The sequence below is a fragment of the Pseudomonas mosselii genome, from assembly GCF_003205295.1.
GTDB classification, from domain to species: Bacteria; Pseudomonadota; Gammaproteobacteria; order Pseudomonadales; family Pseudomonadaceae; genus Aquipseudomonas; species Aquipseudomonas mosselii_B.
Map to the genome: position 1 here is coordinate 1 of NZ_QJRP01000025.1, position 12,543 is coordinate 12,543.

Annotated in this window: 8 protein-coding genes; 4 read left to right on the forward strand and 4 right to left on the reverse strand. The window is 67.7% G+C overall.

The genetic code is table 11. The features are described 5' to 3' along the window. Nucleotides 1-959: 959 nt before the first annotated feature. Genes DMX06_RS19685 through DMX06_RS19700 form a run of 4 tightly spaced genes read right to left on the reverse strand, consistent with a single transcriptional unit; the run spans nucleotide 960 to nucleotide 6,527 of the window. Nucleotides 960-2,405, reverse strand: coding sequence for a curlin (locus DMX06_RS19685; RefSeq protein ID WP_110738983.1), 1,446 nt, complete (start codon nucleotides 2,403-2,405; stop codon nucleotides 960-962). Between the two features lie 30 nt (nucleotides 2,406-2,435). Then, nucleotides 2,436-2,906, reverse strand: coding sequence for a curlin (locus DMX06_RS19690; protein ID WP_110738984.1), 471 nt, complete (start codon nucleotides 2,904-2,906; stop codon nucleotides 2,436-2,438). Between the two features lie 13 nt (nucleotides 2,907-2,919). Beyond that, nucleotides 2,920-5,154 carry an Ig-like domain-containing protein gene (locus DMX06_RS19695; RefSeq protein WP_110738985.1) on the reverse strand — a complete coding sequence of 745 codons (2,235 nt, stop codon included), beginning with the start codon at nucleotides 5,152-5,154 and terminating at the stop codon, nucleotides 2,920-2,922. Between the two features lie 26 nt (nucleotides 5,155-5,180). Then, the gene (locus DMX06_RS19700) at nucleotides 5,181-6,527 is read right to left on the reverse strand and encodes a hypothetical protein (RefSeq protein WP_110738986.1); all 1,347 of its coding nucleotides are present in this window, start codon (nucleotides 6,525-6,527) and stop codon (nucleotides 5,181-5,183) included. 326 nt (nucleotides 6,528-6,853) lie between these two features. On the opposite strand from DMX06_RS19700, the gene DMX06_RS19705 reads away from it, so the two are divergent. From DMX06_RS19705 to qhpG, 4 genes are read left to right on the forward strand one after another with little or no spacing between them, the layout of a single operon-like run. Further along, complete coding sequence (locus DMX06_RS19705; protein WP_110738987.1) at nucleotides 6,854-8,767, forward strand: sigma-54-dependent Fis family transcriptional regulator; 1,914 nt, start codon at nucleotides 6,854-6,856, stop codon at nucleotides 8,765-8,767. 3 nt (nucleotides 8,768-8,770) lie between these two features. After that, nucleotides 8,771-10,498, forward strand: coding sequence for an ABC transporter ATP-binding protein (locus DMX06_RS19710; protein ID WP_110738988.1), 1,728 nt, complete (start codon nucleotides 8,771-8,773; stop codon nucleotides 10,496-10,498). After that, nucleotides 10,488-11,165 carry a subtilisin-like serine protease QhpE gene (gene qhpE, locus DMX06_RS19715; RefSeq protein WP_110738989.1) on the forward strand — a complete coding sequence of 226 codons (678 nt, stop codon included), beginning with the start codon at nucleotides 10,488-10,490 and terminating at the stop codon, nucleotides 11,163-11,165. The genes DMX06_RS19710 and qhpE overlap by 11 nt, the downstream gene beginning before the upstream one ends. After that, nucleotides 11,158-12,456, forward strand: coding sequence for a flavin-dependent monooxygenase QhpG (gene qhpG / locus DMX06_RS19720; RefSeq protein ID WP_110738990.1), 1,299 nt, complete (start codon nucleotides 11,158-11,160; stop codon nucleotides 12,454-12,456). Before qhpE ends, qhpG begins: the two co-directional genes overlap by 8 nt. The last annotated feature ends 87 nt before the right edge of the window (nucleotides 12,457-12,543 follow it).

Genomic DNA, 12,543 nt, shown 5'->3' on the forward strand with positions numbered 1-12,543 from the left:
CCACCTCATGAACACTGCGGGCAGAAAGGCACTCTTCGATGAGTGCCTGCTTGAGTGCCAGGTTGTATTTCGTCATGGAACACCCTCCGGTTGGGGATCAGGTGTCCAACTTTCGGGGGTCAGTTCAACGGCGGGTAACTTTTTGAAGGATCAAAAAGTCACCAAAAAATCCTCGCTCCATTCATCCGGCCCTCCGCTTCGCTCCGGGTCCCCTCACTCCGGTCTTGCTCCCGGGAGGACCGCGCTGCAGGGCCCATCCTGGGCCCCAGCGCTTGACGGGCATCCATGCCCGTCACCTCCCTGCGCAAGACCTCCGTTCGGCCTCCTGAAGTCGCGAAGTTACGAGCGGCGCCTGGACTGGCGCAGCTGTCGCTAGTTTAAATTTAATTAATCTCTCGAACGCATCGCGGGGCAAGCCCGCTCCCACGCAATAGCCGTCGTTATATAGATCTCTGTAGGAGCGGGCTTGCCCCGCGAAAGGGCCGGAACAGCCAATACATAAATACTGGTCTAACAACTAACTTCGCGCTTCTTGCTCTTGCTCTTGCTCTTGCTCTTGCTTCTAAGCGCGCGATAGTCCAGGCAACACCAATTGCGACTTCAGGAGGCCGAGCGGAGTTCTTGCGGAGGGAGGTGACGGCCATGGATGGCCGTCAAGCGCTGCGCCCCAGGATGGGGCGTTCAGCGCGGTCCTCCCGGGAGCAAGAACGGAGCGAGGGAACCCCGGAGCGCAGCGTAGGGGCCGGATGAATGGAGCGGGGCGGCTTTGGTTACTTTGGCCAAGACCAAAGTAACCCGCCGTAAGGGCGGAAAGGTGACTAAATGTCGTTATCTTCTACGAATGCGCATAAAAATATCAAAACAACCATCCCAGAACCAGAACCAGAACCCACACCCCCCAAAAAAAAAGGAACCGCAGCGCCAGGGAGAACCAACACCGCGGTCCAAGGGGGAGCCCGTCACTGCTGGGTAACAGTCGCCATATTGGCATTACCATACTGCGTAATATTGGCCGTCTGACTCGCACCGCTCTGGTCGACAAACACCTGGTTGTTATTCCCCGCCTGAGTCACGTAGGCCAGGTTGACCCCATCGGCCTGCTTGATGGTCGCCTCGTTCCCATACCCCTGCAGCTGGTAGGTGTAGCTCTGGTTGCCACTACCCGACTGCTCGACGGTAATGCTGCCGCCGCTACCAGCAGCCAACCCCTCGGCATAGTTGCCAGTCCCCCGCTGGTCGGCGATAAGCAGGTTGTCACTGCCATTCTGTTCGAAGTACAGCTCGTTGTTGCTGTCGGCCTGGCGGGTCTCCATCTGGTTACGGTTGCCGTTCTGGTTCAGCCGCGCGACCTGGGCGTTGCCTTCCTGGGTGATATTGACCCCGTTGCCATGACCTACCTGGTTGATCTGCGCCTGCTGCCCGACGCCGAACTGCCCGCCGGACTTCTCGCCCTTCCAGTTGCTGGCCATGATCTTGTTGGCGTTGCCCACCGTGCTGATCGTCAGGCTGTGGTTGTCACCGGTCTGGTAGGTGAAGTGCAGGTTGTTGTTGCCCACTTGCGAAATACTGGTCACTGCCTGATTGGTCTCGTACTGGTCCGACCAGCTGGCGTTGCCACGGCCCGTCTGGCTCAGGCCGGCGCTGTTGTCCTGGCCGAAACTCTGGTCGATGTAGCCTTCGTTGGCATGACCGTTCTGGTAGACACCGGCCTGGCTGGCGGCCTGGTTGTCCTGCCACACTTCAACCGAGTTGCCGGTACCGTACTGGTCGATGCCGATGGTGCCGCCCAGGCCGTCGCGCTGGTCGCCGTAGGCCCAGTTCTGCTTTCCCTCCTGGTAGATGGCGATATCGCCGTCCTGGTGGGTCAGATGCTCGGCGGCGGCCTGGTTGTCGGTGCCGCCTTGCATGATCGAGCTCTTGTTGTTGCTGCCGCCGAACAGCTGTTCGACGGTGGCACTGTTGCCAAAGCCCGACTGCAGGGTGGTGGCCTTGCTGCCGGTCTGCGTGTCCTGCCAGATGATCGACTGGTTGCCGCTGCCGGCCTGGATCTGCAGCGCCTCGTTGTTTTCACCCACCGACTGGCTGGCGAATGCATCGTTGAGCTCGCCGCCGGCATGCTGGGTGATCTGGCTGCCGTTCTCGTACAGCTGCTCGGCGTAGCCGGCGTTGAACGAGCCGGTGGCGCTCTGCTGGATGTGGCTGGTGCTGGCGTCCTGCAACGCCATGTGGTTGTGGTCATGGCCGGTCTGGTTCTGCGTGGCCGAGGCAAAAGGCGCTTGCGATTGCTTGACCTCGGCGATGTTCTGGGCGCCTTGCTGGTTCTGGGTCGAAACGCTGTCGTCGGCCATGGCCTGGCCGGCAAGGGCCAGGACGATGGCAGCGCTCAGGGGGGCGAGCTTGTGCATGGTGTTGCCTCCAGATCTGTCGTGTTGGGCCTAGCGGTATTGGGTGACATGGACCTGCTGGCCGTTGCCGGCCTGGGTCACGGTGCTGTTCAGCCCCGTGCCGCGCTGGTCGATGGTGGCGCTGTTGTGGTTGCCGATCTGCTCGATGGCGGCGCTGTTGTCGCTGCCGTTCTGGCGGATCGTGGCGTTGTTGCCCTGGCCCTGCTGGCTGATCGCGGCCGTCAGGTCGCTGCCTTCCTGCAGGATGTACGCCTCCTGCGCGCTCCCGGCCTGGACGATCCGGCCCAGCAGGGCCTGGCCGTTCTGGTCGAGGGCGGCGCGGTTGCCCGTGCCCAGCTGCTCGATCACCGCAACCTGGCCGGCAGCGGTCGGCAGCAGGCGCAGCACCAGCGGCTCGCCGAGGTCGCTGCCGACGGCGAGGTCGGCGTTGTCCATCAGGTCGTCGGCCAGGGCCTGGCCGGTCAGGGCCAGGCTCAGCAGCAGTGGGTACAGGGCGTTCATGGCATCCCTCCGTTTACTGCACCACCACGTTGACCGTGCGCGTGGTGCCCTGGCTGCTGGTCACCGTGGCGGTCGGCGCGGCGGTGGGCACCAAGGTCGTGCTGTTGCTCACCGTCAGGCGCCAGCGGCCGGTGACCGGCACGGTGGTGGTACCGAGGGTCTGCACGCCGGTGGTGGTGGTCACGCGCACGGTGATGGTGTTGCCGGTGGTCACCGAGGATGTGCCGCTGATATCCCAGTTGAAGCGGTTGTTCGAGCGCGCCGTGACCGTCGCCGCGGTGACCGCGAAGGTCTCCTGGGCCGGTCGTGGCGACACCTGCACGGTGACCGTGCCGGGCGTCGAGGTGGCGCCGATCGAGTCACGGGCGATGTAGCTGAAGCTGGTGGTGAAGGCCGCGCTCACCGTGGCCGGCGGCGTGTAGGTGATCACGTTGCCGTCGGTGCTGACCGTGCCGCGCCCGGCCGGGGTCGGCTGGGTGACGCTGGCGATGGTCAGCGGCAGGTTGCCTTCCGGGTCGGTGTCGTTGGCCAGGGCATTGATGGTCAGTGGCACGCCGAGGGTGGCGACGCTGTCGGCCACCGCGCTTGGTGGACGGTTCGGCGCGACGTTGACGGTCACCGTGGCCGGGGTCGACTTCAGGCCCTTGGCGTCCTGGGCGCGGTAGCTGAAGGTCGCCACCACTGGCGCGGTGGCGCCGGTCGGCGGGGTGTAGGTCACCGCGGTGGTGCCGTTGAGTACCACGCCACCCAGGCCGGTACCCGGCTGGGTGAGGTCGGTGATGCTCAACGGCACGTTGCCGTCCGGGTCGCTGTCGTTGGCCAGCAGGTTGAGGGTAATCGGCACCCCGACACTGGTGCTGCCGCTATCGGCCTGGGCCACCGGGGCCTGGTTCTCGGCTGGCACCGGGGCATTGCCGACCACCACCACCGGCTCCACGTCGACACCGCCATGGGCCGACTTGACGGTGATGCTGGCGGGTGGCTGGGCCAGATCGTTGACCGTCAGGCTCTGCTGCACGCCGGACTTGGACATGCGCCCGAAACCCTGTACCAGCAGGTCGGGTACCACCACTTCATCACTGGAGCGGGCCTCGACCAGCAAGCGCTTGGCGCTCCAGTCGTAGCGTGCGGTGCCGACCTTGACCACGTCGCTGAGCTTGCTCGACAGCGCCGTCGGCCGCGTGGTGCCGGCCGGACTGCTGGCGGTGACCACCACCACCGACGGTGGCACGGCCTGGCTCAACTGCTGGCTGAAGAACAGCCCGTTGTTGTCGGCGAGCATGCTGAACTGGCACGGTGACGGCGGCGAGCCGATCAGCGCCAGGCCGTTGCGCAGGCACAGGCTGGCACTGTTCGGCGCCTTGGCGAAGACCTCGACGCGGGTGCCGGCGGCGTTGCGCTGGTAGGTTGCGCGTTCCAGCGTTACCGGGGTCTGCTGGCGCTGGTCGAGGACCTTGCCGGAGACGGTGAAGACGTTGGTCTGGATGGTCCCTGCCGGGCCCTGGATGCGCACGAAGTTGGTGTTGTTAGGGCTGCCGGTCACCGCCTCGGTGATGTTCGGGTCGCCGACGAAGGTCTCGGTGGCGCCGGTGTCCGGGTTGACCTCGGTGTACGGGCCGCCGACACCGCGCAGGAACGGGCCGAGGTTGCCATTCAGGGCGCCGCTGAAGTTGCCCGGCGCGCCGATGCCGATGTCGCGGGTGATGTTGATCGCCCGCCGGCCGGCGGTGGTCACGTTGACCGTCTCGACCCCGAACGGGTGAGTGATGGTGTAGGTGCCGGTGCGCGGCACCGAGGCACGGATGCGGATGCGGGCGAAGCTCTGCTGGTCGCCGTTGACCGGGTTCTCGGCGGCGAAGGCCGCCTCGAGGCCTGCGACATAGACTTCCAGCTCGTAGCCGCTGTTGCCCACCTGCGGGATCTCGGTCTCGGCCAGGAACCAGAACATCTCCGGCGGCCAGTTGTCCGGGAACACCAGCGGCAGGGCGTCGTCGTAGACCCCGGGCTCGGGCAGCAGGGTGCACATGTAGGCCGGGGCGCCTGGCGCGCCCGGTGCCCGCGAGCTGGTGGCGCGTGACTGGCACAGTTCCAGGGCAAGGTTGTTGGCGTCCTTGTACCACATCGGGTAACCCCCGGTGGCGAAGGTATAGGGGCCCGGATCGACCTCGCTCAGCGCGGCCCAGGCTGCGCTGCTGACGGTGAGGGTGAAACCGGCGGCGCACAGCGCCCGACGCGACCAAGTATTCATGCGGCCTCCTTGAAGGCGGTGTCTGTTCATGGCACCAGCACCACGTCTTCGTTGTCGCTGCCGCCGTGGCTGCTGGTGACTTGCACCTGCGCAGGCGGGATGGGTGACAGCCCGGTGGTCAGGGACTTGACCGCGCCGTTGCCGCTCAGGTTGCCGATCAGCGCGCCGTTGCCGGTGCGGGCGGTGAGGGCGGGCGGGCTGGTCTCGTCGCTGCTGCTGGCAACCAGGGTCAACTGGCCGCTGGCCAGGCTGTATTCGGCGCGGCTGATGGTCACCAGGTCGGTCAGCGGCATGGCGGCGCTGGTCGGTGTGCTGGTGGCGATGGCCAGGCTGTTGTCGGCGGTCACCTGCAGGGTCAGCGGCAGGGTCGGGTTGAGCGCCGACTGGGCGTACCAGGCACCGGTGCCATTGGCCTCGCCCAGGGGCAGGCTCGGCGTCTGGCTGGTCAGGGTGACCGTGGCCGGCGCCGGCGGCGCCATGACGAACACATCCTGCTGGGCCCGCAGGTCGCCGTTGACGGTGTGCCGCGAGTAGGTGCTGCGCTGCGGGATCAACGGCGTCGGCCGGTTGACCGTGGACAGCTTGCCGGAAATGGCGAACAGCTCGGTGCGCAGGTCGAGGCCGTTGGGGCCTTCGATGCGCACGAAGTTGGTGTTGAACGGGCTGCCGGTGACCGGCTCTTCCAGGTTCGGGTCGCCGATGTAGCGCTCGCTGGCACCGGTGCCGGGGTTGGTTTCGGTGTAGGGGCCGTTGACGCTGCGCAGGAAAGGCCCGACGTCGCCTTTGAGCGCGCCGCTGTAGTCGCCGGGAGAGCCGATGCCGATGTCGCGGGTCATGTTGATCGCCCGGCGCCCGCCCGCCGGCACGTCGAACACGTCGACGCCGTAGGGGTGGGTGATGGTGTAGGTACCGGCCACCGGCACATCGACGCGGATGCGCACCCGGGCGAAGCTGACCTGGTCGCCATCCACCGGTTCCTCGGCGGCGAAGGCAGCCTCGATGGCCGAGCCGAAGCTCAGGTCGATGCCGCGGGCGGCATCGACGATGGCGGCGTCGGCGGTGAACCAGAAGGCCTCGTCGGGGAAGTTGCTGGGGAAGACGATCGGTTGGGTATCGTCGAACACGCCGGGTGTGGGCAGCAGCGTGCACATGTACGAAGGTGCGCCGGGGGCACCGGCGACCCGTGAGCTCACCGCCTTGGACAGGCACAGGTCGAGCACCCGGCCATGGCTGTCCTGGTACCAGGCGGGGAACTTGCCGGTAGGCAGGGTATACGGACCGCTGTCGACCGCATACAGCGCAGCCTGGGCCGGTAGCTGGAGCAGGCCGGCGAAGATCGCCACGGCCAGCGGGTGGGGAGTCGGTCGGTGCATGAGTTGCTTCCTCCTGCAAACGGGCCCATGGGTTGGGGCGTCTGCAGAGGCATCGGCAACTGTTGTGCCAGGTTTTTCAGGGGGAGGTTGAAGGGCTCTGGGTCAGGGGTTTCAGCGCTTCTGGCAAGTGTTCGGCGAGGTATGGCGGGTGGGCGGAGGGACCCAGGATTGGGGAATGGGGCCAGAGCTGCCAGCTGTTCGCCGCGAAAGTTTCTGCGCCTGGGAGATCGTGGTACACCTGATGACTCGGCGGCAAATCTGACGCACACTGCCGAAAAATCCGATGCCCATTGCCCCGCCCGTGCGGGGCACCCCTGGAGCACGCAATGGCGCGACAACTTCCAACAACAACCGCCAACGACCCGCTGCAGCAATCCCGCCTGGTCCGCCTGAAGCTGGCCAGCGAAGGCGAGCTGCCTTGCGGCATGTTGCGTGATGAGATCGACGCCTCCTGGCGCCGCAGCCTTGGCCACGGCCTGGACTGCCTGCAGGGCGAGCAGGTGGGCCTGGGCATCCGCCATGGCCTGGACCTGCGCGCGCTGCTGGAGCACAACCGCCTGCTGATCGACGCGGTCACCCCCGAACTGGATTACCTGGTAAAGCGCCAGGGCAAGAGCGGCATCGTCATCCTCGGCGATGCCCAGGCCAACGTGCTGGCCATCGAGGGCCAGAAGCACGTGCTCGCGCGCGAGGGCCTGCGCGACCTGCACCCGGGCAGTTGCTGGAGCGAAGCCCTGCGCGGCACCAACGCCATCGGCACGGCGGTGGTCGAGGGTCAGCCGACCCTGATCAACTGCGGCGAGCACTATCTCGACCGGCTCAGCCCGTTCTCCTGCACCTCGGTGCCCCTGCGTGACCCGTGCGGCGAAGTGATCGGCGTGCTCGACGTGACCCGCGAAGGCGTCATGGCCCAGCCCCAGGACAGCCTTTCCACGCTGCTGCTGGCCGCCGGCAATATCGAAAGCCGGTTGTTCGGGCTGTATCACCCCGAGCACCTGGTGCTGGCCTTCCACAGTCGGCCGCAGTACCTGGCCAGCGCCTGGCAGGGCCTGCTGGCACTGAGCCTGGAAGGCGAGGTGCTGGCGGCCAACGACAATGCCTGCCAGTTGCTGCAGATGCCGCGCCAGACACTGCTTGGGCGGCGCAGCAGCGACCTGCTGGGCGAGCGTTCGCCGGCATTCATCGCCCGCCTGTGGCAGGGCGGTGTCAGCAGCGTGCAGACCGCCAAGGGCGAATTCTTCTTCCGTGCCTTGCAACTGCCACGGCATGGCCGTATCAGTGGTCCTACGCCCGCCGCCAGGCCGGCCGAACCGGCCAAGGCCCAGGCCCTGGAGGCCCTGGCCGGTGGTGACCCACGCCTGGCACGGGGCCTGCGCATGGCCCGTCAGGGCCTGGCCAATGGCTTGCCGGTGCTGCTGTTGGGCGAAACCGGCACCGGCAAGGAAGTCGCCGCCCGTGCCCTGCACCAGGCCGGCCCGCGGGCCGACAAGCCGTTCGTGGCGGTCAACTGCGCGGCGATTCCCGAGGGCCTGATCGAGTCCGAGCTGTTCGGCTACCGTGAGGGCGCCTTCACCGGCTCGCGCCGTGGCGGCATGGTCGGGCGACTGATGCAGGCCCATGGCGGCACGCTGTTCCTCGACGAGATCGGCGACATGCCCCTGGCCTTGCAGGCCCGTCTGCTGCGTGTCCTGCAGGAGCGCCGGGTGGCGCCGCTGGGGGCCGGCGACGAGCAGGACATCGACGTGGCGCTGATCTGCGCCACCCACCGTGATCTCAAGCGACTGGTCGCCGACCAGCAGTTTCGCGAAGACCTCTACTATCGGGTCAACGGCGTATCCCTGCGCCTGCCGGCACTGCGCGAGCGCGACGACCTGGCGACGCTCATCCAGGGCCTGTTGGACAAGTCCGGGGCCAGGGGCGTGAGCCTCGATGCGCCCTTGGTGGCGCTGCTGGAGAACTTCGACTGGCCGGGCAACATCCGTCAACTGGAGATGGTGGTGCGCACCGCCCTGGCGATGCGTGAGGAGGGCGAGCAGGTGCTGACCCTCGACCATCTCACCGACTGCCTGCTCGATGAACTGGCCAGCGGCGCCGCGCCGTCCGGCAGCCTGCGCGACAACGAGCTGGAGCTGATCCGCGCTGCCCTGGCCCGCCATCAGGGCAATGTCTCTGCAGCGGCCGAGGCCCTGGGCATCAGCCGCGCGACGCTGTACCGCAAGCTCAAGCAACTGCGTGGTTGAGCCATGGGCGGACTGTTTTCCCGGCTGATCGAATCCAGCAACCCGGCGCTGATGCGTCAGGCGCTGGCCTGGCTGTATGGCTTTGTGCGTCCACACCGTGGCGCCATCGGCGTGCTGCTGGCGCTGTCCCTGGGCGCCTCGCTGCTGGCCCTGGCGCAACCCTGGCTGGTCAAGACGCTGATCGACGAGGGGCTGCTGGCCAAGGACTACCAAACCCTCTGGCACATGGCGGCGATCATGATCGTCGCCGGCTTGCTCGGCACCGTGCTGGCGGGGGTCAACCGTTACCTGCATACACGGCTGTCCGGGCGCATCCTGTTCGCCCTGCGCGACGACCTGTACCGCCACCTGCAACGGCTGTCACCGACTTTCTACGGGCGGCGGCGCACCGGCGACATCCTGTCGCGGCTGGACGGCGACGTCGCCGAGATCCAGCGTTTTGCCGTGGACTCGCTGTTCTCGGCGGTGTCGGCGCTGATCGGCCTGGTCGGCGCGGTGGCCCTGATGCTGATGCTGTCCTGGCAGCTGTCGCTGCTGCTGGCGCTGCTGATTCCGCTTGAGGTGCTGTGGCTGCGCTGGATGCGGCGCAAGGTCGAGCGCGAGGTGCGCAGCCTGCGCGAGCGCTCGGCGGACGTGTCGTCGTTCCTGGTCGAGACGCTGCCGGCAATGAAGTTCATCCAGGCCGCCGGCCAGCAGCAGCGCGAGGCCGAACGCCTCGACCGGCTGGGGCAGGGTTACATGGGGCAGTTGCTCAAGGTGCAGGTCACCGAGTTCTTCACCCAGGCGCTGCCCGGCACCCTGACCTCCTGGTGCCGGGCGTGCGCGTTCCTGGTCGGCGGCTGGTGGGTGATCCAGGGGACCTGGCAGCTGGGCGCGCTGATCGCGTTCTCCACCTACATGGGCATGGCCGTCGGCCCGGTGCAGAGCCTGCTGGGCCTGTACGTGGCGGTGCAGCGGATGGCCGTGAGCCTGGGGCGGGTGATGGAGCTCAAGCAGGAGGCGGTCGCGGTGCGCGAGGCGGATGATCCCAAACCCATGCCGCAGGGGCCCGGCGAGCTGCGCCTGGACGCGGTGTGCTTCGCCCACGACGGGCGCCAGGGCCAGGTGCTGGACCAGGTCGATGCCTGCCTGCCGGCCGGGGCCAAGGTCGCCATCAGTGGCGCCTCTGGCGTCGGCAAGTCGACGCTGATCGACTTGTTGCAACGCTTCTACGACCCCGATGGCGGACGCGTCCTGCTCGATGGCGTCGACCTGCGCGAGCTGGACCTGCAAGCCCTGCGGCGACGCATCGCCGTGGTCAGCCAGGACATCGTGCTGTTTCGCGGCACCCTGGCGCAGAACCTGGCCTACAGCACGCCCCAGGCCAGCCGTGACGACCTCGAGCGGGTGGTGCGCCTGACCCGCCTGGAGAGCCTGGTACAGAGCCTGCCGCTGGGGCTCGACGGCTTGCTGGGCGAGCGTGGCCAGCAGCTGTCCGGTGGGCAGAAGCAACGCATTGCCATCGCCCGGGCGCTGCTGCAGCAGCCGGCGATCCTGGTGCTGGACGAAGCCACTTCGGCTGTGGATGAAGCCACCGAGCGCGAGGTCATCGCCGCCATCGACCAGCTGTTCGCCGGGCGCACGCGGATCCTCATCAGCCACCGCGCCTCAACCCTCGCTGATGCTGACCTGCACCTTGAGCTGCACGGCGGGCAGTTGCGCAGCAAGGAGCCCGTCAACCATGGCCGCTGAACCATGGATTGGCGTGATCGACAGCGGCTGCTCGCCGGAGCAGGCAACCGGCCTGCTGGATGCGCGACGCTTCTGGCTCGAAGAGGGTATGTTGCGCGAGGGTGACTTGCTGCCGGACGCCTTGGGCCATGGCAGCGCCGTGCTGGCGAGGCTGCGCGCCGAGTCCGGCGCCCAGCCCGTGCTGCTGGCCCAGGTGTTCGCCGGGCAGGGCTGCACCAGTGCCTTGCAGGTGGCGGCTGGTCTGTTGTGGCTGGTGGAAGCCGGCGCAAGCGTGGTCAACCTGAGCCTGGGCCTGCGCCAGGACCGCCCGGTGCTGCGCCAGGCCTGCGCCGAGGCCGTGGCCACCGGGGTGCTGCTGTGCGCCTCCAGCCCGGCGCGGGGCGAGCCGGTGTACCCGGCCAGCTACCCTGGGGTCATCCGCGTGACCGGCGATGCCCGCTGCGCTGCCGGGCAGTGGTCGTGGCTGGACACGGCCCAGGCCGACTTCGGCGCGGCGGTCGGCAGCGATGGCGGGGCAGGCGCCAGCCTGGCCTGCGCCGCATTCAGCGGCCGGGTGGCGGCCCTGCTGCGCGAGGAGCCCGGCATGACCCAGGAGGCGCTGTTGCGGTGGCTGAAAACCCATGCTGCGTTCGCCGGCCCTGAGCGCAAGGGGCCGATCAATGCCTGAATCGAGCATCCTGATACTCGGTGCCGGACCTGCCGGCGCAGCCACGGCGCTGGGGCTGCGGCGAATGGGCTATGCCGTCACGGTGGTGTCCGACTGGCGCCGCTTCGCCGCGGTGGAAGGCGTGTCGCAGCGGGTGCTGGAGGGCCTGCGTCATGCAGGCCTGGGCGCCGCCCTGGCCGAGGCCACCACGCCGGCCACGCGTCAGGTGCACTGGAACGGCGAGCGGCTGCAACCGAACCAGGAATGCCTGCTCGATCGCCAGCGTTTCGACCAGGCCCTGCGCGACGACCTGCGCCGCGCCGGTGTCGAGCTGATCGAAGGGCGTGTGCGCGAGGTGGCGCGGGGGCAGGGGTACCGGTTACACCTGGACGACGGTCGCACCCTGCACGGCGAGTTCCTGGTCGAGGCCCGTGGTCGCCAGGCCCCGTTGAGCAAGTGTCGCCTGCGCGGGCCGGAGACCGTCAGCCTGCTCAACCTCTGGCAGGCCGCGCCCGGCACGCCGGCCTCTGCGGTGGAGAGCCTGGACGACGGCTGGGCCTGGATGGCGCGACTGGCCGATGGCCGTTGCTACTGGCAGGTGACGCTGGATGCGACGGCGGCGCAGCTGCCGGGCAAGGCGGCCTTGCCCGAATACTGTGCCGAGCGTCGGCGTGGTTCGGCGCTGGTGGCGCAGCTGTTCGATGAGCAGGCCTTCGCCCCTGCGCAGGTGCATGCGCGCAGCAGCACGGCGATCCTGGCCGGCGCCTGCGCAGGCGATGATTGGCTGCGAGTGGGGGATGCGGCGATGGCGGTAGACCCGCTGTCGGGTAACGGGATCTTCCAGTCGTTGTCATCGGCCTTGCAGGCGCCGGTGGTGATCAACACCTTGTTGCAGCGGCCTGAGCACGCGGCCCAGGCGCTGCGCTTTCACCAGGAACGGATTGAGCAGCTGTTCCTGCGCTTTGCCCGTATTGGCCGGGATTTCCACGATCAGGAGCAGTCGCGGGCGACGGCCGCGTTCTGGGCTGCGCGCCGCGAATGGCCGGATACGCAGCCGATCCATGCCCAGGCCGCCTGGAGCGCTGTGACGGTGGAGCGTCGGCCGGTGTTGCGTAATGGCTTCGTGGAGGAGGCCGAGGTGGTGGTGACGGCAGACCAGCCGTTGGGGGTGTGGCACTTGCAAGGGGTTGAGTTGGCGCCCGTGGTCCGTGGGGTGCAGGCGGGGCTGTCGCTGCAGGCGTTGTTGCGTGATCGGCCTGCACAGCAGCAGATGATGGTGCGGCGGTGGTTGTTGGAGCAGGGGTGTCCTTGAGACTGTGGGGCTGCTGCGCAGCCGCTTTCGCGGCACAAGGCCGCTCCTACAGGTGTTCGCGGTCCCCTGTAGGAGCGGCCTTGTGCC

Coding starts and splice junctions, on each gene's coding strand:
- DMX06_RS19695 (WP_110738985.1), bottom strand. CDS start 5,154: ATGAATACTTGGTCGCGTCGGGCGCTGTGCGCCGCCGGTTTCACCCTC.
- DMX06_RS19710 (WP_110738988.1), top strand. CDS start 8,771: ATGGGCGGACTGTTTTCCCGGCTGATCGAATCCAGCAACCCGGCGCTG.
- DMX06_RS19690 (WP_110738984.1), bottom strand. CDS start 2,906: ATGAACGCCCTGTACCCACTGCTGCTGAGCCTGGCCCTGACCGGCCAG.
- qhpE (WP_110738989.1), top strand. CDS start 10,488: ATGGCCGCTGAACCATGGATTGGCGTGATCGACAGCGGCTGCTCGCCG.
- qhpG (WP_110738990.1), top strand. CDS start 11,158: ATGCCTGAATCGAGCATCCTGATACTCGGTGCCGGACCTGCCGGCGCA.
- DMX06_RS19705 (WP_110738987.1), top strand. CDS start 6,854: ATGGCGCGACAACTTCCAACAACAACCGCCAACGACCCGCTGCAGCAA.
- DMX06_RS19685 (WP_110738983.1), bottom strand. CDS start 2,405: ATGCACAAGCTCGCCCCCCTGAGCGCTGCCATCGTCCTGGCCCTTGCC.
- DMX06_RS19700 (WP_110738986.1), bottom strand. CDS start 6,527: ATGCACCGACCGACTCCCCACCCGCTGGCCGTGGCGATCTTCGCCGGC.